This window comes from Pragia fontium DSM 5563 = ATCC 49100, from assembly GCF_900112475.1.
GTDB lineage: Bacteria > Pseudomonadota > Gammaproteobacteria > Enterobacterales > Enterobacteriaceae > Pragia > Pragia fontium.
Map to the genome: position 1 here is coordinate 20,551 of NZ_FOLW01000003.1, position 20,819 is coordinate 41,369.

The 20,819-nt window shown below is 48.1% G+C and carries 17 protein-coding genes; 8 read left to right on the forward strand and 9 right to left on the reverse strand.

Features of this window, described 5'->3' with window-relative positions; genetic code table 11:
- Window positions 1-142 precede the first annotated feature (142 nt).
- Window positions 143-1,219: an alanine racemase gene (gene alr, locus BMZ28_RS05855; RefSeq protein ID WP_047782047.1), complete on the forward strand. Its 1,077-nt coding sequence runs from the start codon at window positions 143-145 to the stop codon at window positions 1,217-1,219.
- Between the two features lie 82 nt (window positions 1,220-1,301).
- Here the strand turns inward: alr and BMZ28_RS05860 are convergent, their stop codons facing one another.
- On the reverse strand, window positions 1,302-2,615 hold the full coding sequence (locus BMZ28_RS05860) for a cation:dicarboxylate symporter family transporter (RefSeq protein ID WP_082118996.1): 1,314 nt from the start codon (window positions 2,613-2,615) through the stop codon (window positions 1,302-1,304).
- Between the two features lie 604 nt (window positions 2,616-3,219).
- Here BMZ28_RS05860 and BMZ28_RS05865 point away from each other — a divergent pair.
- Entirely contained in the window at window positions 3,220-3,588 is a 369-nt protein-coding gene (locus tag BMZ28_RS05865) for an MmcQ/YjbR family DNA-binding protein (RefSeq protein ID WP_047782046.1), read from the forward strand.
- A gap of 538 nt (window positions 3,589-4,126) precedes the next feature.
- Window positions 4,127-4,678: a bactofilin family protein gene (locus BMZ28_RS05870; RefSeq protein ID WP_082119045.1), complete on the forward strand. Its 552-nt coding sequence runs from the start codon at window positions 4,127-4,129 to the stop codon at window positions 4,676-4,678.
- A gap of 80 nt (window positions 4,679-4,758) precedes the next feature.
- Here the strand turns inward: BMZ28_RS05870 and uvrA are convergent, their stop codons facing one another.
- Entirely contained in the window at window positions 4,759-7,590 is a 2,832-nt protein-coding gene (uvrA, locus tag BMZ28_RS05875) for an excinuclease ABC subunit UvrA (RefSeq protein ID WP_047782045.1), read from the reverse strand.
- Window positions 7,591-8,057: 467 nt separating this feature from the next.
- Between uvrA and BMZ28_RS05880 the strand changes: the two genes are divergently transcribed.
- The 3 genes from BMZ28_RS05880 to BMZ28_RS05890 all read left to right on the forward strand — a co-directional run bounded on the left by BMZ28_RS05880 (window position 8,058) and on the right by BMZ28_RS05890 (window position 9,990).
- Entirely contained in the window at window positions 8,058-8,567 is a 510-nt protein-coding gene (locus tag BMZ28_RS05880) for a single-stranded DNA-binding protein (RefSeq protein ID WP_047782044.1), read from the forward strand.
- A 132-nt stretch (window positions 8,568-8,699) separates the two neighbouring features.
- Window positions 8,700-9,413: a hypothetical protein gene (locus BMZ28_RS05885; RefSeq protein WP_074821550.1), complete on the forward strand. Its 714-nt coding sequence runs from the start codon at window positions 8,700-8,702 to the stop codon at window positions 9,411-9,413.
- 67 nt (window positions 9,414-9,480) lie between these two features.
- Window positions 9,481-9,990: a deoxycytidylate deaminase gene (locus tag BMZ28_RS05890; protein WP_071845516.1), complete on the forward strand. Its 510-nt coding sequence runs from the start codon at window positions 9,481-9,483 to the stop codon at window positions 9,988-9,990.
- Window positions 9,991-10,281: 291 nt separating this feature from the next.
- Here the strand turns inward: BMZ28_RS05890 and BMZ28_RS05900 are convergent, their stop codons facing one another.
- A complete protein-coding gene (locus BMZ28_RS05900; RefSeq protein WP_074821555.1) occupies window positions 10,282-10,611 on the reverse strand; it encodes a hypothetical protein in 330 nt (109 codons plus the stop codon).
- A gap of 88 nt (window positions 10,612-10,699) precedes the next feature.
- Window positions 10,700-11,614, reverse strand: coding sequence for a DMT family transporter (locus BMZ28_RS05905; protein WP_074821558.1), 915 nt, complete (start codon window positions 11,612-11,614; stop codon window positions 10,700-10,702).
- A gap of 123 nt (window positions 11,615-11,737) precedes the next feature.
- Between BMZ28_RS05905 and BMZ28_RS05910 the strand changes: the two genes are divergently transcribed.
- Window positions 11,738-12,511, forward strand: a complete 774-nt coding sequence (locus BMZ28_RS05910) for an AraC family transcriptional regulator (RefSeq protein ID WP_074821560.1) — start codon at window positions 11,738-11,740, stop codon at window positions 12,509-12,511.
- On the opposite strand, the gene BMZ28_RS05915 is transcribed toward BMZ28_RS05910, so the two are convergent.
- Window positions 12,512-13,129 carry a LysE family translocator gene (locus BMZ28_RS05915; protein WP_074821563.1) on the reverse strand — a complete coding sequence of 206 codons (618 nt, stop codon included), beginning with the start codon at window positions 13,127-13,129 and terminating at the stop codon, window positions 12,512-12,514. It lies immediately after the preceding gene.
- Between the two features lie 143 nt (window positions 13,130-13,272).
- Here BMZ28_RS05915 and BMZ28_RS05920 point away from each other — a divergent pair, with 143 nt between their 5' ends.
- Window positions 13,273-14,736 (forward strand): aminotransferase-like domain-containing protein, encoded by a 1,464-nt coding sequence (locus tag BMZ28_RS05920; RefSeq protein ID WP_074821566.1) that lies wholly within the window; start codon window positions 13,273-13,275, stop codon window positions 14,734-14,736.
- Here the strand turns inward: BMZ28_RS05920 and kdpE are convergent.
- Genes kdpE through kdpB form a run of 4 tightly spaced genes read right to left on the reverse strand, consistent with a single transcriptional unit; the run spans window position 14,723 to window position 20,810 of the window.
- Window positions 14,723-15,415, reverse strand: a complete 693-nt coding sequence (kdpE, locus tag BMZ28_RS05925; protein ID WP_074821570.1) for a two-component system response regulator KdpE — start codon at window positions 15,413-15,415, stop codon at window positions 14,723-14,725. The two genes, BMZ28_RS05920 and kdpE, sit on opposite strands and share 14 nt — an antisense overlap.
- A complete protein-coding gene (gene kdpD / locus BMZ28_RS05930; protein ID WP_074821572.1) occupies window positions 15,412-18,111 on the reverse strand; it encodes a two-component system sensor histidine kinase KdpD in 2,700 nt (899 codons plus the stop codon). Before kdpD ends, kdpE begins: the two co-directional genes overlap by 4 nt.
- A gap of 8 nt (window positions 18,112-18,119) precedes the next feature.
- Window positions 18,120-18,698, reverse strand: coding sequence for a potassium-transporting ATPase subunit KdpC (kdpC, locus tag BMZ28_RS05935; RefSeq protein ID WP_074821573.1), 579 nt, complete (start codon window positions 18,696-18,698; stop codon window positions 18,120-18,122).
- 45 nt (window positions 18,699-18,743) lie between these two features.
- On the reverse strand, window positions 18,744-20,810 hold the full coding sequence (gene kdpB, locus BMZ28_RS05940) for a potassium-transporting ATPase subunit KdpB (RefSeq protein WP_074821574.1): 2,067 nt from the start codon (window positions 20,808-20,810) through the stop codon (window positions 18,744-18,746).
- Window positions 20,811-20,819 lie beyond the last annotated feature (9 nt).

The window sequence follows — 20,819 nt, forward strand, 5'->3', positions numbered from 1 at the left end:
CAGCCTATGCCTGATAATGTTTATTATCAGGCTATTTCATACTGACTTCACAAACCTAACGTAAAAGTTATGCCTTATCCGTGGAATCCGCTTTATTTGCATCGATTCCATACTGCATTAATGTGTTAACTAAGGATTTAAAATGATCTCGGCAACAGCGGTAATCGATCGCGGTGCATTAAAACATAATTTACAGCAAATCCGCCAAATGGCTCCCGATAGCCGCATTATTGCCGTGGTCAAAGCTAATGCCTACGGGCATGGTTTATTAGACGTTGCCCATACGCTTCCTGATGCAGACTGTTTTGGCGTAGCGCGAATTGAAGAAGCGTTAATGCTGCGTTCTGGCGGTGTGATTAAGCCGATTTTATTGTTAGAAGGTTTTTTCTGTGCAGAAGATTTACCGATGTTGGCGGTGAATAACATTGAAACAGTGGTGCATAACATTGAACAGCTACAGGCACTGGAGCAGATAGAGTTAGATCGCCCGGTACAGGTTTGGATGAAGCTGGATACTGGTATGCATCGTTTGGGCGTTCGTCCTGAGCAAGCGGAAGCATTCTATCAGCGGTTAAGCGCCTGTGAGAATGTAGTACAGCCGGTAAATATTATGAGCCATTTTAGCCGTTCAGATGAGCCTGAAGTGGATACCACCCGTAAGCAAATCGACTGCTTTGATGCTTTTGTTAATGACAAGCCCGGACTGAAAACCTTAGCGGCCTCGGGCGGCATATTATTATGGCCAGAGGCGCACCGTGATTGGATCCGCCCCGGTATTATTCTGTACGGCGTATCACCATTAGCAGCCAACTTTGCCGATCATTATGGCCTTAAGGCGGCGATGACGCTAAAAGCCAGTCTGATTGCGGTACGTGAGCATAAAGCGGGCGAAGCAGTAGGCTACGGCGGGGCATGGGTCAGCGAGAGAGATACGCGTTTAGGGGTGATTGCTATTGGTTATGGCGATGGCTATCCACGAGATGCGCCAAACGGTACTCCGGTGCTGGTGAATGGCCGCATCGTGCCGCTAGTTGGGCACGTTTCAATGGACATGATTACGGTAGATTTAGGGCCGGATGCCACGGATAACGTGGGGGATGAAGCGACCATTTGGGGGCCAGAGCTACCGGTGGAAACTATTGCTAAATATACCGGTATTATTCCTTATGAGCTGATCACTAAACTGACAGCGCGAGTAGCGTGTCGATATATTGATTAACCGACCCTGAGCGAATAACAACGCCCGGCATTGAGATTTCATGCCGGGCGTTTTATTTTACTAATACGTTAAATTGTCAGTTTTAATCTTCACTTTCCAGCTTTTCACGGCGGCTTGGATGATATTCATGGTTAAGCTTAGCCACGGCAATGGTGGCTACGGTATTACCGATAATATTGGTAACGGCCAGTGCCATTGACATAAAGCGGTAAACCCCAAACATCACCGCCACGCCTTCCAGCGGTAGCAAACCGGTGGTAGTAATAGTGGCAGCAAATACCACAAAAGCACCGCCGGAAACCGTTGCCGCACCCTTGGAGGTGAGCAGCATAATAATCAGAATACCAAATAACTGTTCAATACTGAGTGGAATACCATAAGCATTGGCCAGGAAGATGACGCCCATCGACATATAGATGGAAGTCCCATCGAGGTTAAAAGCGTAGCCTGTAGGCAGTACCAGACCGACGGTTTGGCGGGATACACCATACTTAGGGAGTTTCTCTAACAGTCGGGGAAGTACGCTCTCGGAAGACGCAGTACCGAAGGTGATATACAGCTCTTCGCGAATAAATTTAATAATATCAAACAGATTAAGCTTAAAGATGGCACAGACCGTACCCAGTACAATAATAATAAACAGGATCAGCGTCAGATAGAACGCTAACACCAGATAAGTCAGCTTAATCAGCATATCCACGCCGTTACTGCCGACCGCATAAGCAATCGCACCGAAGGTACCAATCGGAGCCAGCAGCATAATCACGTAGATAAACTTAAAGAAGGCTTTAGCGATAAAGTTAAGGGCATTCTCTACCACTACACGCTCTTTTTCTTTCAGTAACAGGATACCAAAGCCAAACATCAGCGCCAGCACCAATACCTGCAATAGATTGTTGGTGGAGAAGGCACCAACAAAGCTATCGGGGAATATCTCCAGAAAGAATTGACCAAAGGATTTTGGGGCTGCATGGGAAGCTTGAATCAGGCTGGCTGCCTGTGAGTTCACATGGCTTTCGGTTAATACCGTACCGCTACCTACGCTCAGCAATTCACCCATACCGAAACCAAACAGGATAGCGATCGTCGAAACGATTTCAAAGTAGATAATGGCGGTTAAGCCGACCTTGCCCACCTGCTTAATGTCACCAGCTGCACCGATACCTAATGCCACGGTCAGAAAGATCAGTGGGGCAACCGCACTTTTTATCAGGCGCAGGAAGATATCTCCGAGCAACTTAAGGCTGGTGGCAAATTCAGGCCAGATAAACCCCACCAGAATACCGAGGATCATACTGACGGCAATTTGGAATCCGAGGCCTTTCCAAAACGCTTTTTTAGGGGGAGAAGATAATGATGTTTTATCTTGCTCCATGGTTTGCGAGTGGTTTGTCATAGAAGCTGCCTTAACTATCGTTCGTGTAGGAATATTTATAAGAATATGTAAAACGAGAGGAATAATGCTTAGGTTAGAAAATAACCGTCGCGAATGACCTACAGGTTGCTATGCTTTATTCGCGTTGCGGATTAAAGCACGAAAATTCATTCTTATGGTTTATTTATTATGGGTTCAACATCATATTGCTGTTATAGAGCCTTAACAGTGTTTTCGCCAAGGTACCGGCATGAAATTTATGATCTTACTAGCAGAATGATAATACAAAACAGAAAAAGCATTTTTTAATCATGCATTACTTCTTTATTTTTGTTAAACGCCATGGTTAATCAACTAAATTGTTGTGTTAAACCTCTCTAAATGAGCGCGTTTTTTCATAAAGTCAGTATTTATCATTATCTTTCAGATTATTGGGTTTATCCGGTTCCCTACCTGAAATGCAGTTTTGCTAGATTAGCCTAATTGGTCAGATTTAATTTGATCTAAATAGTGTATAAAAGCGATTCAGCAATAAAATATTGTCTTTAGTTGGTTTGAATGTATCAATATGGTGATTAAATAAATAAACAAAAATAAAATCATTAGATTTTCAGGAATAGATAACATGGATAAAGAAAGCCTGATTGAATATTGTTTGACTAAATTGGGAACCGAGCATGACTATCAGCCGCTTTGGGGGGCTGAACGGGTAAAGGTTTCTGGTAAGATATTTGCTATTTTTAGTGAGCTTGATGGCCGACCGTGTATGGCATTGAAATGTCCACCTGAATTAGCTGAACAAATGCGTACCAAATATAAAGAGGTTATTCCCGGCTACCATCTGAATAAGGCATTATGGAACACGCTGTTTCTTGATGGTGCGCTGGAGCAGGCTTTCCTACACCAGATGATTGACGTTTCTTATCATGAGGTTCTGTCTAAGCTACCAAAGCGAATACAGCAGATACTGGCCAAAAATACGAGCTTGGATTGAGCACCTTTGGCCGTGAGAGAGGGGGCAACCAGTACGGGAGCACAGCCGATTTTTCGGATAGGCTGTTATTACTTCTCTGCTTTATTATATTTTTAATTAAATAACAATAAAAAATTAAGGATTAATGAGAAATATCTTACCGTATTTTTGTTATATATAAATAGGCGCTTATTTTTACCGGTTAAATAATAGCGTATTATCTTTTATATGAGAAAAATTAATCTAATTTAAATCTCTGCTCATATTAATAGAATTATTGTATAATAAGAAAAAATATAATGTATCGGCAGGTTTTTATCATTATGATAATCAGTCGGTTATGAGAGTGACATGACACATTACCGGAATATTTTGAATGGATTCTGTTAAAAAACAAAAGCAGTTTTTCAAGGGAGTTTCCTTTTGTATTATATTGATTTTATGGGGAAGCGCGCTTGTTTTATATATCACCGGCCATCTGTTGCTGAGCGTTATTTCATCTACGCTCTCGCTGTTGTTCTTTCTTTATTTAACCAACTTAAGGACGAAGTTTTCATTTATGTTCAAGAAAAAAATATCAAACGTTTCAGCCAACGTAATTCCCCCAGTGGCAATCACATCAGCCTCGGATAATGAATTAAACGCTCCTTCAGACGGTGTAGATCTGCGCCAGCGTTGCACTATCATTGCCAGAAATGCCGTATTTTCCGGTAATATTGAAGACAATGGTGATATCCGAATTTATGGCAAAGTGATTGGTAATATCAATATTACTGAGGGAGCGATCCGGGTGATGAGTACCGGATATGTTAAAGGGGAATTGAACGCACCAGAAATTATTATTGATGGTGAGGTGAGCGGCAGATGCTTCGCTGAAAATATTGATATTCTTGAACACGGTACACTACGCGGTATTACCTGCTGTCGTAATTTCTCGATTAAGCGCGGTGGCGTTTTTGTTGGTCAGTCAGAAGAGTGGACGCCGAAGGCGATTTCTGAGGTAGATGAAGCTGAGTATCAGCAGATTGAATCGAACAATACTCGTCCTGACGCTCAGTTGTATATTGTGCCGGATGAAGATGCGTTAGAAGCTGAAGAACAACCTGCCTGATGGCGAGAATTAAAGAACAAGCTTAACGTTCAGGATAGTGATTAAAAGGGTTGAACCAGCAGGCTCAACCCTTTTCTATTTTAGCCTTTATCCAGAATAGGCTTCAGGAAACGGGCAGTATGGGATTCTGCACATTCGGCTACGGTTTCCGGCGTTCCTGCCACCAGAATTTGGCCGCCGCCGCTGCCGCCTTCCGGACCAAGATCGACAATCCAGTCTGCGGTCTTGATCACATCCAGATTGTGTTCGATAACCACAATGGTGTTGCCCTGATCGCGTAACTGGTGCAGAACCACCAACAGTTGCTCAATATCGGCAAAATGCAGGCCGGTAGTGGGTTCATCCAGAATATACAGGGTTTGACCGGTGCCGCGTTTGGACAATTCTTTAGCAAGCTTGACTCGCTGGGCTTCCCCACCGGATAACGTGGTGGCTGATTGACCTAAACGGATATAGGACAGGCCAACATCTATCAATGTTTGGAGCTTACGAGACAGGGCTGGCACCACGTCGAAGAATTCACGAGCATCTTCCACCGTCATATCCAGCACTTCATGAATGCTCTTGCCTTTGTATTTCACTTCCAGCGTTTCGCGGTTGTAGCGCTTACCCTTACACTGGTCGCAAGGAACATAGACATCCGGTAGAAAGTGCATTTCTACTTTAATCACGCCGTCGCCCTGACAGGCCTCACATCGACCACCGCGCACGTTAAAGCTGAAGCGGCCTGGGTTATAACCACGAGCCCTTGATTCAGGTACGCCGGCGAATAGTTCACGAATTGGGGTAAAGATACCAGTATAGGTTGCCGGGTTAGAACGCGGCGTACGTCCGATAGGGCTCTGGTCGATATCGATCACTTTATCGAAGTGTTCCAGACCGGTGATCTCTTTATAAGGTGCCACGTCATCACCCGTCGCACCGTTTAACTGGCGCTGAGCGACCGGATACAGGGTATCGTTGATTAACGTCGATTTACCCGAACCGGATACGCCGGTAATACAAGTGAATAGGCCGACCGGAATGGTCAGCGTGACGTTTTTCAGGTTATTACCGGTTGCGCCAATGACTTTTAATACCTTAGAGGCATCGGCAGGAATACGTTTTTTCGGGATCTCAATTTTGCGTTTGCCTGACAGATATTGCCCGGTTAACGATTCCGGCACCTTCATGATATCGTCAACGGTACCTTCAGCCACGATGCTACCACCGTGAACGCCAGCACCCGGGCCAATATCAATAACATAGTCGGCTTCGCGGATCGCGTCTTCATCATGTTCAACCACAATCACGGTATTACCCAGATTGCGTAAATGGATCAGGGTATCTAGCAGACGCTGGTTGTCTCGCTGGTGCAGGCCGATAGACGGCTCATCCAGCACGTACATCACGCCCACTAAGCCCGCACCGATTTGGCTGGCTAAGCGAATACGCTGGGCTTCACCACCGGACAGGGTTTCTGCCGAACGGGATAAAGACAGGTAATTCAGGCCAACGTTAACCAAGAACTTCAGACGATCGCCGATTTCTTTCAGAATTTTTTCCGCAATTTGCGCGCGTTGTCCTTGTAGCGAAAGGGCTCCAAAGAACTTTAGCGCATCGCCGATGCTCAGTTCGGAAATTTCTGGCAGGGTGGTATCTTCCACAAAAACGTGGCGGGCTTCTTCCTTCAGGCGAGTACCGCCGCAGGAAGTACATGAGCGGTTGCTAATAAATTTAGCCAGCTCTTCACGCACCGCGGTAGATTCGGTTTCTTTATAGCGGCGCTCCATATTGTGCAGAACGCCTTCAAACGGATGCTTACGTACCGTGGTATCGCCACGGTCGTTGACGTATTTAAATTCGATATTCTCTTTACCGGAACCGTTAAGTATCACTTTCTGGACGGTTTCCGGCAGGTTTTCAAACGGAGTTTCTACGTCAAACTTATAGTGTTCGGCCAGAGAACGAATCATCTGGAAGTAGTAGAAACTACGGCGATCCCAACCACGGATAGCGCCGCCAGCCAGAGAGAGCTCCCGATTCTGCACCACTCGATCTGGATCGAAATATTGCTGTACCCCTAAGCCATCACAGGTTGGGCAAGCACCCGCTGGGTTGTTAAATGAGAACAGGCGGGGTTCCAGCTCACGCATGCTATAGCCGCAGACCGGACAGGCAAAGTTGGCAGAGAAGAGTAACTCTTCGGCCTTGTCGTTATCCATATCAGCAATTACGGCGCTACCGCCAGAGAGTGCCAGCGCGGTTTCAAACGATTCCGCTAATCGCTGAGCCATATCTTCACGGACTTTAAAGCGATCGACTACCACTTCAATGGTGTGTTTTTTCTGTAGTTCCAGCTTGGGGGGATCGGATAAGTCACACACTTCGCCATCAATACGTGCGCGAATGTAGCCCTGGGTCGCCAGATTTTCCAGCGTCTTAATGTGTTCACCTTTACGGTCTTTTACCACCGGGGCTAACAGCATTAAGCGCGAGCCTTCCGGCAAGGTTAATACGTTATCCACCATTTGGCTGACGGTTTGCGCCGCCAACGTAATATTATGGGTTGGACAGCGTGGCTCACCAACTCGGGCAAACAACAGGCGCAGATAATCGTGGATTTCAGTAATGGTACCAACGGTTGAACGCGGGTTGTGTGAGGTTGATTTCTGCTCAATGGAAATGGCCGGGGAAAGACCTTCAATATGGTCTACATCTGGTTTTTCCATCAGCGAGAGAAATTGACGTGCATAGGCTGATAAGGATTCGACGTAGCGGCGCTGCCCCTCTGCATAAAGGGTATCAAACGCTAATGATGACTTACCTGAACCAGAAAGTCCGGTCACAACAATCAGCTTGTTGCGTGGCATCGTCAGGTTAATGTTTTTTAAGTTGTGGGTGCGGGCGCCCCGGACTTCGATCTTATCCATTTCAACATGCCTTAACTAAGTTTGCTTCTGACACCGATCTGACAATTATTACACAAAGTGAACTGAATGGATATACAGTGCTATGATGAGATTTAGCGCACATTGCTATCATAAATCGTGCTGAAATATGACAGTCAATATTTTCAAGCTATTGGCGGTTATTCTCACGAACTGCGGAAGGTTCGGCGAGTCGGTTTTTAACCATAATGATATAGTCTCGACCAGAGAAGTTGGCACCGATGCAGAAAGTTTCGCAAGGGGTAAAAAGACGGTTTTTCGCTGGCTAGCGCAGCAAAACACCGGTTAATTTTGCTAAACTTAGTGACAGCAATAATGCAACAGTGTTTATGTTGTATTAAAGTTTGTGTACTGAATTCCATTTTTTACGAGTAGTGTCCTTCGTCCATTGCCATGCTACAATCGTTGGATAAAAATCGTAGATCTGTTTACTCATCAGGAGAATCGACATGGCCAGCAGAGGCATAAATAAAGTAATTCTAGTCGGAAATCTGGGCCAGGACCCGGAAATTCGTTATATGCCTAATGGTGGTGCTGTAGCGAATATTACCATCGCTACTTCTGAAAGCTGGCGGGACAAGCAAACCGGTGAGCAAAAAGAGCGTACTGAATGGCACCGTGTCGCAATTTTCGGCAAATTAGCGGAAATTGCCGGTGAATATCTGCGTAAAGGCTCGCAGGTGTATATTGAAGGTCAACTGCAAACCCGTAAGTGGCAGGATCAGAGCGGCCAAGATCGCTATACCACGGAAGTGGTTGTTAACATCGGCGGCGTTATGCAGATGTTAGGCGGCCGTCAAGGCGGTGGTGAAGGTCAGTCAGCGCCACAAGGTAGCTGGGGTCAACCACAGCAGCCACAGGCTCAGGCTTCTCGCCCGGCAGCTCAACAGCAAAGCAGCGCACCAGCCGCTCCGCAGAACGAACCACCAATGGATTTTGATGACGATATTCCGTTCTAAGGTTTATCTGATTTAGCCCCAATATTTAATCAGCCCCGTCACAACGGGGCTTTTTTATTACGATGAAACCCTTTGTCATAACCGGATATTTATCATACTGTTATATCTTCACGACTGAATGGACATTGAATAGTGTTATTGCTCTCTGTGTACAGTAAGTTTAAAAATATCAATCCATTGCTGGCGATTGTCCCGCCGTTGTTTCTGTTGTTCCTGCTACCGTTTCTGCACGTCTCTTCATCGGTTACCGTGATTATTGCCTTGCTGCTTCTAGCCGCGATGATTTCACTGTTCCGGCAGCGGGAGCGTGCTTTGGCTGTGCTCATTTTTATTGGATTATCAGTTATCTGGATTTGGCACGCCTATTTTACCTGGCAAGGGTATTACTGGGTGAATGCGCGGGAGCTGGAGTCGCTGGCTCATCAAATTACGACGTATGGCAAAATTCAATCTTTGGATATGGGCATTGATGATAGCTATCAGGATGGCGATCGCACGGTTCGTTATGATTCCTATCGTTTTCTGAATGGTACTCGGATTACGCTTTATCAGGATGGACACGATCCTTCTCCTGATTCAGGGAAGCCGATATGGTTTATTGACTCCTATTGCCAGCAGCATGAAATCTCTTTGAAAGTCTATTATCAGATGCGGGATGAGTTAGAACGGTTGAAAATTAATGGCTTTAGCCTGATGGATAATGGGGATATCTCTTTTAACCTGTGGAGAAAAGGAGGGGTACCCTGGACCATTAATCTGGTGCGTATTGCAGATGGGACTCATCCTCTCGACGGTGATACGTTAGAAAAGCTTAATGCACACTGGTATATTGCTACCTATTCGTAGTTCACAGAACGATAGCATCAATATGTTATCCTAAATCATCAGCCGTTCAGACCACCGGAGAAAGCGAATGGATAGACATGAGTATTATATGAATATTGCCATGGCGGTGCGTAAAAAGGCTAACTGCCTCGGTCGTAAAGTCGGCGGGGTGATGGTTAAGGATAATCGCATTATTTCCACCGGTTATAATGGTACGCCGGAAGGGATTACCAACTGCACCGATGGTGGCTGTGTTCGCTGTCGGGATCGCGCTGCGTATAAAGCCAGCGTAGGTTATGACGTGTGTATCTGCGTTCATGCCGAACAGAACGCGATTATTTCAGCTGCGCGTTTTGGTAATCCAGTTGAAGGTTCAGTGGTGTATTCAACGCTACGCCCATGCTTTGACTGCACCAAATCAATGCTACAGGCCAAGGTTCAGGCAATCTATTATCTCCACGACTGGAAACACCCGATTGGTGAATTACAGGAACAATATGAGCTGCTACAGGGGCAATTCCCCGGCGGCGTGCATCAGGTTGAGATGGTCGATCCTGAAGCGGATTGGGCGAATGGTGTTACGTTACCGGTGGCTTAGTATTATTCATTATAATAAGGGCCGGTATTCCTACTCATTGAGATTGTTGAAAAACTTTTTAGATTAAGTGCAGTGAATATTCCGGTCGTCATTAATGTTAAGAAAATATAACCATCGAGCGCGACCGGACAGGGATGTTTTTTAGCTCTAATGTGCGTCGGGCCTAGCCAGGCTACGGGCACTCCGGCAGCTAAAGCTGCTACGACCCCCACGCCCGTCTCTCCCTCCGATTGATTATTTAGGGGCATTAATGCTCAATTTATAGAGTCAGGGATACGTGCCCTTAGCATATCAAAACTCATCGGTGACATTTTGCCACTGGCTGAGGTTAGGTCTTTGCTGATCGCGGAAGTACGCGGTAAACATCTGCACCGCTTTATCCATTTCCAGCGTGGTATAGCGATAGTGAGTAAAGTCCTCACCGTTTACCAGACGCGTTTCCAGCATATATTGCTGATCCGTTAGCGCCGCCTGTAGATAGATTGAATCTTCAATAGGGCTTTCTGGTGCCAGGACAATAAAGCTGCTCACATCATCGGATAAATTCACCACCGCTTGTTCCAACTGATGAATATCAACTGCGGGTAAGACATGACCATCGACCATAAGTTGGAATTTCATACGCTATTGGCTCTCTGCCTAAAGGACAAGGCGGTATGTTTAACCGCCTGTTGAAGTAGGAATAGTAAAGTATTGGCGTATAGATTTGCTACTGATTCTGTTTGTTAATTTCAGCCCCCGCTGGGGGCTGATTTTTCCCCAGCGGCATACGCAGTCGCTGAGCCAGAATAACGCCGATTAGTGAAACGCCGCCGCCAATAATGTGGTAGCTGTGCAGCGGTTCACGCAGGAAGATTATGGCAATAATCGCGGTGAATACCGGTGTCAGATTCATAAACAGCGCGGTTTTACTGGCGCCCAACTTCATTACGCCATGAATCCAGACATAAGGTGCAATGACTGAGGCCGGGATGCCAGCAAACAGCACCAAAGGAATATTTTCTGCATTGAGGGAGACATCTGCCGCCATCAAGAAATCCGGTAGCAGCAGCAGCGCACCAAAGAATGCCTGCATATATAACGATTGCCAGTTAGGTAACGCCATCGCCCAACGTTTGGTTAATACGCCATATAGCGCATAGGCCGTTGCCGCCGTGAGCATCATCAGTTCGCCTTTACCTATGCCAATGGTTAATAGCTGAGCGGGATGTCCACCGCTGATCAACCATACCAGCCCGGCGAAAGATAACAGGCCTCCGACCAAGGTGCCCAGCGTAGGAGGCGTGCGCAGGATAATAATACTCAGCAGCACCGTTAGCAGTGGGATAAGGGAAATAAAAATACCAATAGTCAGGGCACTGATGGTGTAAGCCGCGTAGTAGGCTAAGCTCTGATACAGCGCCATTCCCAGCAGACCGAGTATTAATAGCTTCCACCAGTAGGGATAGATGTTTTTTCTGTTGCGGATAACGCCGGGTAAAATAAATGGTGTTAGTACGATGAGCGCCAGCAGCCAGCGATAAAACGAGATGGCGGCCGGATCGATAGCGCCAGCCGATAGCTTATTAACAATGGCATTAATAGCCCAAATCAGGACAGCAAGCAGAGGATAAAGCGCAGCCATATAGAATCTCACACGGGTTTAATTGAGCGACAGAGTGTACATCTGTCTTGTTTGGTATATATACTTCATATCTGACAATTGATAACGTTTTTCAGACAATCGCTTTTATCACTACGGAGAATCATGGCTGGAGCACAATGTGTTACCTCAACGCAATCTTACCCTGACAGTATTTTGTTTTTTCGCTGTGAAAACGTGAATTCTAATACTGAATTTGGACCCCATTTGCACGATTGGGGGCAAGTGATCTGCGTGAAGAGCGGAGTCTTTGCCCTTAATATCGGCGGTCAGCGTTTTTTAGCCCCTTCCGGCTTTGCTATCTGGATACCGGTAGGGATGGAACATTCTAGCTACAACCGTAAGCCTACTCGCTTTCGTTCGATTAATATTGATGCTCGTTTTTGTGGCTTAATGCCCCTTGAACCCTGCGTGTTGAATATGGACGCCGTATGTAGCGCCATTGTCGAATCATGCTTTGAGCGCGATGTAATGGTTCCCCAAACGCCGGCCGATCGCCGCTTGTGCCGCGTCTTGATCGATCAACTGTCGGTTGCACCGGTACAGCATACCTATTTACCTGGCAGTGATGACAAATTTCTGGCGCCGATTTTGCAGGCGCTGGAAGCCAATCCGTCGGATAACACCTCATTGGCTGACTGGGCCAAGCGAGTGTATACCACTGAACGCACGTTGGCACGCCGCTGTAGCCAAGAACTGGGTATGTCATTTGGTGAATGGCGTCAGCGATTACGTTTTTTGTACGGTATTTCTTTACTGGAACAGGGAAAAACCGTACAGGATGTTGCGCTGGAAGTCGGCTACAGTTCCGCTTCCGCGTTTATTGCGATGTTCCAGCATATTGCCGGAACCACGCCTGAACGTTATCGTAGAGGGTGATTAAGCCCCCAAGGCCTGAAAAGTTTTCCATTCATCCCACAGCAGCCATAGGGCAGTAATCGCCAGCGATCCCGCCATCACGCCATTAAACAGGCGTAAACGCCAACCGATTTGCAGGGTTTCCCTCAGGCGGTCGCCCATCAGTGCCCAGACGTAAACGCAGGGAAAACCAACCAGGGTAAACGATATCGACAGCAAGAGTGCATTGCTGGTAATGCTGGCGTCCTGAATGCTAAACAGGATAGCCGCGTTGACCAGCATTAGCCAGGCTTTGGGATTAACCCATTGAAACAGCATTGCGCCAATCAACGACATGGGATGGGCGTGGGATTTACCCTCTGGGCTACCCGCCAGCCATATTTTCCACGATAGCCATAATAAATAGGTACAGCCAAAGATGGCCAACGGCAGTCGAATAGCGGCGATATAACTTAGAATCGCGCTAAACGAGAAAGTAATACACAGGCACAGTACGCCACATCCCAGACAGATGCCGATCAAATGGGGCATCGTACGACGCAGACCAAAGTTAACCCCGGATGTAGCCAGCATCAGATTATTGGGGCCGGGAGTAATACTCATTACAATGATATAGCTGATTAGGGCCAAGTCTGGCATAGCGGTACCTGTATTTGTTGCGGATATTCACTGTATAGTAAATTTGATTTTAATCAGGTAACAGATACAGAAAACTGATATTTAAATGGATACAGTTGTGCTAGCGTAACGCTTATTCGAGGGCTCTGCTGGCGGTAGTCATCATGTTACATAACGATAATATCACGCTATATCAATCTATTGCCGAGAATATTGTTGATGCTCTTCAACGGGGGCATTTGCAGGTTGGTGATAAGCTACCGTCGGTAAGGCATCAAGCCCGCAGCCGTAATGTGAGTATCAATACGGTACTCTCTGCTTATCGACATTTGGAAGAACGCGGGTTGATTGAGGCGCGTCCGCAATCCGGTTACTACGTACGCTCGCGTTTGCCGACGGTGAGTCAAACGGTGATGCCGACATCGCCGGTATTGTTTCCCAAACTGGAAGTATTGGATTTAATCGATACGGTTTTTGCGGCTCAACAGAATCCGTTATTTACCGATATCTCTCTGGCCTGCCCGGTAGGCGGTGAATTCTATCCAGAAAAGAAGCTGGCGCGCATTCTGAATCAGTTAGTGCGTTCCCGACCGGAAATGCTGGGTACTTACAGTTTACCGCCCGGCAGTATACGTTTGCGCCAGCAAATTGCGCATCGGGCTTCTTCACTTGGCATGTCTCTGGATGCTGACGATATCATTCTGACTCACGGTTGTATGGAAGCGTTGCAACTTGCTCTGCGCGCCATCACTCAGCCCGGTGATTGTGTCGGGCTGGAGTCACCGACCTATTTTTATATGATTTCCCTGCTGGGATCGCTTGGGTTAAGGGCGGTAGAAATTCCAACCGATCCTCAACGGGGAATTTCGGTGGATGCCATAGAAACCCTGTTAAAAGATAACCAACTGAATGCGCTGTTGTTGATGCCCAGCGTGCAGAATCCATTGGGATGCAGTATGCCGGTTGCTGCCCGTCAACGGCTGGCACGGTTGCTCAATCAGTACCAGATTCCGTTGATTGAAGATGCGTTGTACGCTGAGCTGGTTTTTTCTGGAGACCCTTTACCGGCCGTGAAATCTTTTGATAAAGAGGGTTGGGTCATTTTCTGTACCAGTTTTACCAAAACGTTAGCGCCGGATTTTCGCATTGGTTGGATGACAGGAGGGCGTTTTGCAGAAAAACTGCGGCGAATGAAAACCTTGTCCTCGATGTCCGAGCCTGCGATTTTGGCCGAAACGTTGGGGCGATTTCTGGCGACGGGCAGCTACGATCAGCATCTACGTGGGTTGCGTAAACGTTATGCTCATCAAGTGCAGGAGGCCAGAGGGTTAATCGCCAAGTATTTTCCTGAAGGAACCCGGGCCACTCAGCCCGATGGCGGATTTGTAATTTGGGTAGAATTTCCACCGGGCGTAGACAGCGTTCAATTATTTCACCATGCATTGGCTGAACGCATCAGTCTGACACCGGGAACGTTATTTTCGCCCAGTGGCCGTTATGATAATGCCTTCCGTTTATCCTGTTGCTATTCATTTAATGAACGCTATATCACTGCGATAAAGCGGGTGGGAGAACTGGCCTGCGAGATGGCGGGGATAGCGCCACCTCTAGGTATTAGCCAGCCATAAACCGATAACCGACACCGATTTCAGTGAGTAAATGTTTAGGGCGAGCCGGATCTTGCTCTAACTTTTGCCGTAAATGTCCCATATAAATACGCAGATAGTGGCCGTGTTCAACGTTATTTGGCCCCCATACGCTGCTGAGGAGTTGGCGCTGGGTCAGAACTTTACCGCTATTAGCCAATAACTCCGATAATAAACGGAACTCAATGGGCGTCAGGTGTATCATCTCTTCACCGCGCATCACCTGACGATTAATCAGATCGACGCTAATATCGGCGAAGCGAATAACGGGTTCTTCCTGAGGCGAAGTCGATCGACGGCGCAGGGCAACACGCACTCGAGCCATTAACTCACTGACGCCGAAAGGTTTGACCAGATAGTCATCGGCACCGGCATCCAGCGCTTCAACCTTCACTTCCTCCGAGACTCTGGCGGATAACACGATAATCGGAATGGCGCTCCACTGACGCAGATCGCGGATAAAATCCAGACCGTCACCGTCTGGCAGGCCAAGATCGAGAATAATCAAATCAGGTTTACGGGTTGCGGCTTCAATCAAACCGCGTTGTACCGTATCGGTTTCAAACACGCGGCAGTTCTCACTTTCCAGCGCTGAGCGAACAAATCGCCTTATCTCTTTTTCATCTTCTACAATTAGAATAGCCGGAGAGAGTTGAGTCATGTTTCTTCCATACTGGTAATGATTTCAGGTTGAGTTTCTAACGGTAGCGTAAAATAGAAGTGGGCTCCGCCCTCTGGTCCATTTGCCGCTCTAATTGTTCCCCCGTGTAGATTAACGATAGCCTGACAGATGGCTAAGCCAAGTCCAATACCGTGAATGGGGGATTCTTTACTTCCTCTGGAAAATTTATCAAAGATAATCTTTTCCTGCCCCTGAATAATGCCCGCGCCGTTATCCCATATTTCTATTTCAATCAGCTTTTGTTTAGGTTTAGCTAAGGCTTTGATGCCAATTGTTGTTTGTGGGCCTGCGTATTTAGCTGCATTTTCCAGCAGGTTAAGCAGCACGCGTTCGATTAACGACGAGTCACAATTGATCAATGGTAGATCGGCCGGAACGTCGATAGCAAGCTGATGAGATTCAAGAATGTTATCCAGCGTGTGTAATGCGCTACCGACGATCTCTTCCAACGATTGCCACTCTTTTTTCAGGCTAAAACCGCCGGACTGAATACGCGCCATATCCAGTAGGTTATTCACCAATTGAGTGGTATTCAAGACATAGCGGCGAATTTTCTCTGCTTGTGAAAAGTAAGGTGAACCCTCGCTTTTCAGATTAACTGCCAGAATATCGGTTTGTCCCAATAAAACGGTTAACGGCGTGCGTAAATCATGGGACAACGCCGCCAGCAGTGAGTTACGTAACTGTTCCCGCTCAGTATCCAGCTTGGCTGCTTCGGCGGTTTGTGCCAGCAATAGACGTTCCAGGGCGTTGGAGATCAGGACGGTATAAGTTTGTAACAGACGTTGTTGCTCCGGCACCATCAATTGCCGCAGGCTGGTCGGTTCAATAGCTAAAACACCTAAGGTTCTATCCTGACTCACCAGCGGTTGAAGCTGATAAGGAACGCTGGGCAGCGTATCGGTACCGGAACCCGCTGGGGAACGCTTATCAAAACACCAACGGGAAATAGCGCCATCAACCAGAATGGATGACTGATTTTTGACTTTAATTTCCCGTAGGGTTCCACTCGCGTTGGGTAGCATCAGCGTACTTTTAGCGTTAAAGCTGCTGAAAATAAAGTACCCGCTGCTCTTGGCAATATCTTCTACCGTCAGAGCCTGACTGAGGACTTTGGACATTTCATACATATGACGGGCGCGCTGTTCACGCAATCGGGCGACTTTGGCCTGATAACGTACTCCGGCAGTCAGATTACCGATCACCAGACCGACGCTAAGCATGACACCAAAAGTGACAATATACTGCACATCGCTGACCGAGAATGACCAGCGCGGTAGAACGAAGAACAGGTCAAAGCTGGCAACGTTAATCACCGTAGCAAACGCCGATGGCCAGCGGCCATAAAATAGCGCAATGATCACCACCCCTAACAGGTAGATCATTACAATGTTCGCTAAATCGAACATCGGTAATTGCCAATGGGCAAGCAGCGTAATTAACGAACAAAGTAGGGTGGCCATCAGGCAACCATACAATTCCAGCCGCCATTTTTCGGTAATGGGGCGATTGTCGTTTTCTTTTACGTTAAGCGGTAGGGGAGTATCTTCAACGGCAATAATCACCAGATCGAGATCTGGCCCCAATTTCCCCAGACGATCGGCGAAACTGCCGCGCAGCTTCCAGCGTTGTTCACTGCGGCGACCAATCAGTATTTTGCCGAGATTGTGCTCTCTGGCGTAGCGTAATATTGCCCGTTCTTCACAAGGATCGGACAGCGTGGAGGTTTCTGCCCCCAGTTCCTGAGCCAGTTTTAAAGAGAGCAGAATGGCGCGGCGTTGATGTTTACTCATCTTATGCAGACGCGGGGTTTCAACATACACCGCATGCCAAACGCAGCCTAGTTTGGCGGCTAAACGCGCTGCGGCTCGTACCAGCTTATCGCTACCGGAATGACGACCAATGCATAACAGAATGGCATCACGGGTATGCCAGACGCGCTCTCCATCTCCGGTTTTCCGGAAGGCTTGCATCTGTTCATCGACTCGGTCGGCGGTACGTCGTAATGCCAGTTCCCGTAGCGCGATCAGGTTGCCTTTGCGGAAGAAGTTTTCAATTGCACGTTCTGCCTGACCGGAAATATACACTTTGCCTTCGTTCAAGCGTTGACGCAGGTCATCCGGTGGAATATCCACCAAAATAACGTCGGTAGCATCGTCGAAGATTCGATCGGGAATGGTTTCTCGCACGCGGATGCCGGTAATGCCGCCAACCACATCATTCAGGCTTTCCAGATGCTGAACGTTAACCGTGGTAAATACGTCAATGCCCGCATTGAGCAGCTCTTCCACATCATTCCAGCGCTTAGGGTGGCGGGAGCCACTGGCGTTGGTGTGGGCCAGTTCATCAATTAGAATAACGGCAGGATGCCGCGCAAGGGCGGCATCAATATCGAACTCTCTGACCTGATGGCTACGCATATTCACGCGTTTCAGGGGCAGGGTTTCCAAACCATCAAGCAGAGCCGCGGTTTCACTGCGGCCGTGGGTTTCAATCACGCCAGCTACAATGTCTAAGCCTTGAGCGCGTAAACGCTGGGCTTCTTGTAGCATGGCGTAGGTTTTCCCCACGCCAGCACAGGCGCCGAAAAAGACTTTCAGCTTACCTCTGGCCTCTTCATTGACCTGAGCCAGCAGTCGGTCTGGATCGGGTCGTTGGAGTTCATCGTCTGTCATGACCGTCCTTATTTTCTGCTCTGGGTTTCACTGTCCAGAGCCAGATTCAGCATCAAAACGTTGACCACCGGTGCGCCCAGAATATCGGCAGGTTGTTGAGTATTCTGTTCGATTAACTGGCGTACGGTTTCCAGTGGCAGATGCCGAGCCGCGGCGACGCGTTCAGCCTGATAAATGGCACCGTCCGGTGAAATATGCGGGTCGAGGCCACTTGCTGAGGCGGTAACCAGTTCCAGTGGAACAGCGCCAGTCGCGTTCGGATTCTCCGCGCGCAAATGTTGAACGTCCGCCTCGATTCGCTGTTTCAGCACGGGATTATTGCTCGACAGATTACTGCCGCCGGATGCTAACGCATTATAGGGCATTTGTGCCGTAACAGAAGGCCGCCCGTGGAAATAGTCTGCTCGGGTAAAGTTCTGGCCGATAAGCTGTGAACCGACCACGTTATCCTGCTGCATAATCAGTGAGCCTTGCGCTTTGCCGGGTAGAAAAGCCTGAGCCAGCCCGGTTACCGCCAGCGGATAAATCACGCCGGTTATCAAGGTCAGTAATATCAATAACACAATCGAAGGTCGTAAATAGTTCATGATTGAGTGTCCGATTAAAATCCTGTTGGGTTATTTAATATAGGGTTATGACAAACCGAGCAACGTCAGCAGCACGTCAATCAGCTTGATGCCAATAAACGGCACCAATAGGCCACCCAGTCCATAAATCCACAGATTGCGTCGCAGCAGAGCGGCAGCGGACATGGCGGTATAGCTCACGCCCTTCAATGCCAGCGGAATCAGGAACACGATAATCAACGCGTTAAAGATAACTGCCGATAAAATCGCCGAAGTCGGAGATGTCAACTGCATCACGTTGAGCGCATTAAGCTGTGGGTAGGTGGCAGCAAAGGCGGCCGGGATAATGGCAAAATATTTCGCCACATCGTTAGAGATACTGAAGGTGGTTAATGAACCGCGCGTCATCAGCATCTGTTTACCGATATGCACCACTTCAATCAGTTTGGTGGGGTTAGAATCCAGATCCACCATATTACCTGCTTCTTTCGCCGCTTGGGTTCCGGAGTTCATGGCTACGGCAACGTCGGCCTGTGCCAGTGCTGGCGCATCGTTGGTTCCGTCGCCGGTCATGGCCACCAGTCGTCCTTCAGACTGATACTGACGAATCAGCGCCAGTTTGGCCTCCGGTGTTGCTTCCGACAGGAAATCATCCACGCCGGCCTCGGCGGCAATGGCTCCGGCGGTCAAATGGTTATCGCCGGTGATCATTACGGTTTTGATGCCCATTAGTCGTAGTTGGGCGAAGCGTTCTTTAATACCGCCTTTAACAATATCTTTGAGTGCCACAACGCCTAAAACTTTCAGATTATCTGCGACGACCAGAGGCGTACCGCCGGTGCGGGCTACCCCTTCAACCAGGACATTAATTTCTGGCGGAAACGTTATCCCGTTAGATTCCATATAATTACGGATAGCGTCTACCGCACCTTTACGGATTTTTCGACCATGAATGTTAACGCCGCTCATTCGGGTCTGGGCTGAGAACGGAATAAAGGAGGCTTCCAGCGCATGAATATCTCGTTCACGCAGGTTAAAACGCTGCTTAGCCAGCACCACAATACTACGGCCTTCCGGCGTTTCGTCGGCCAGAGAAGAGAGTTGAGCGGCATCTGCCAGCTCGGTTTCACTGACGCCGGGAGCCGGTAGAAACTCGGACGCCTGACGGTTACCAAGGGTAATGGTACCGGTTTTGTCCAACAGCAGAACATCAACATCCCCGGCGGCTTCCACGGCGCGACCGCTGGTGGCGATCACGTTTGCCCCCAACATCCGGCTCATACCGGCGACGCCGATAGCGGAGAGCAGACCGCCAATGGTGGTGGGTATCAGACAAACCAGCAGCGCAACTAGCGTAGTGATGCTAACGGCGGTACCGGACTTACCCGCTTCAACGCTGAAAATCGAGAAGGGAAAAATGGTGGCGGTTGCCAGCAGGAAGACAATGGTTAACGCTACCAGCAGAATGGTTAAAGCCACTTCGTTCGGTGTCTTACGACGTTTAGCGCCTTCAACCATGGCAATCATTCTATCGAGAAAGGTTTCTCCCTGATTAACGGTACTTTGAATAATCAACCAGTCTGACAGAATACGCGTACCTCCGGTTACTGAGGAGAAGTCGCCACCCGCTTCACGGATTACTGGCGCTGACTCACCGGTAATGGCGCTTTCATCCACCGATGCGCCACCTTCGATGATCTCACCGTCACAGGGGATGGTATCCCCGGCTTTAACCAGCACGATATCGCCTTTTTGCAGGTTCTCAGAGGTCACAGTTTCGGACGGTGAATCAAGGCGTGCTTCAGCCAGTTTGGTTGCCCAACTGGTCTTTTTCACGCCTTTCAGGCTTTCCGCCTGCGCTTTGCTGCGGCCTTCAGCCAGTGCTTCGGCAAAGTTGGCGAATAACACCGTGAACCAAAGCCAGAGGGCGATACTTCCGGTAAACAGAGCGCCGCCGTCGGTTTTGCCGAACAGGATGGCCAGCCAGATTACCGTAGTGATAATGCTGCCCAGATAAACAACAAACATAACCGGATTGCGCCACTGCACGCGCGGGTCCAGTTTTTTAAAGGCTTCTTTCAACGATGTACGCATCAGTTTAGGTTCAAACAGTGCACTTTGTTTACGGGTCATTTGGGATAT

Bases quoted from the DNA above. Each gene is read 5' to 3' on its own strand.
- kdpD (WP_074821572.1), bottom strand. From the start codon at position 18,111: ATGACAGACGATGAACTCCAACGACCCGATCCAGACCGACTGCTGGCT.
- BMZ28_RS05915 (WP_074821563.1), bottom strand. From the start codon at position 13,129: ATGCCAGACTTGGCCCTAATCAGCTATATCATTGTAATGAGTATTACT.
- BMZ28_RS05900 (WP_074821555.1), bottom strand. From the start codon at position 10,611: ATGAAATTCCAACTTATGGTCGATGGTCATGTCTTACCCGCAGTTGAT.
- uvrA (WP_047782045.1), bottom strand. From the start codon at position 7,590: ATGGATAAGATCGAAGTCCGGGGCGCCCGCACCCACAACTTAAAAAAC.
- BMZ28_RS05880 (WP_047782044.1), top strand. From the start codon at position 8,058: ATGGCCAGCAGAGGCATAAATAAAGTAATTCTAGTCGGAAATCTGGGC.
- kdpE (WP_074821570.1), bottom strand. From the start codon at position 15,415: ATGACTCAACTCTCTCCGGCTATTCTAATTGTAGAAGATGAAAAAGAG.
- BMZ28_RS05910 (WP_074821560.1), top strand. From the start codon at position 11,738: ATGGCTGGAGCACAATGTGTTACCTCAACGCAATCTTACCCTGACAGT.
- BMZ28_RS05870 (WP_082119045.1), top strand. From the start codon at position 4,127: ATGTTCAAGAAAAAAATATCAAACGTTTCAGCCAACGTAATTCCCCCA.
- BMZ28_RS05890 (WP_071845516.1), top strand. From the start codon at position 9,481: ATGGATAGACATGAGTATTATATGAATATTGCCATGGCGGTGCGTAAA.
- BMZ28_RS05860 (WP_082118996.1), bottom strand. From the start codon at position 2,615: ATGACAAACCACTCGCAAACCATGGAGCAAGATAAAACATCATTATCT.
- BMZ28_RS05865 (WP_047782046.1), top strand. From the start codon at position 3,220: ATGGATAAAGAAAGCCTGATTGAATATTGTTTGACTAAATTGGGAACC.
- alr (WP_047782047.1), top strand. From the start codon at position 143: ATGATCTCGGCAACAGCGGTAATCGATCGCGGTGCATTAAAACATAAT.
- BMZ28_RS05905 (WP_074821558.1), bottom strand. From the start codon at position 11,614: ATGGCTGCGCTTTATCCTCTGCTTGCTGTCCTGATTTGGGCTATTAAT.
- BMZ28_RS05920 (WP_074821566.1), top strand. From the start codon at position 13,273: ATGTTACATAACGATAATATCACGCTATATCAATCTATTGCCGAGAAT.
- kdpC (WP_074821573.1), bottom strand. From the start codon at position 18,698: ATGAACTATTTACGACCTTCGATTGTGTTATTGATATTACTGACCTTG.
- kdpB (WP_074821574.1), bottom strand. From the start codon at position 20,810: ATGACCCGTAAACAAAGTGCACTGTTTGAACCTAAACTGATGCGTACA.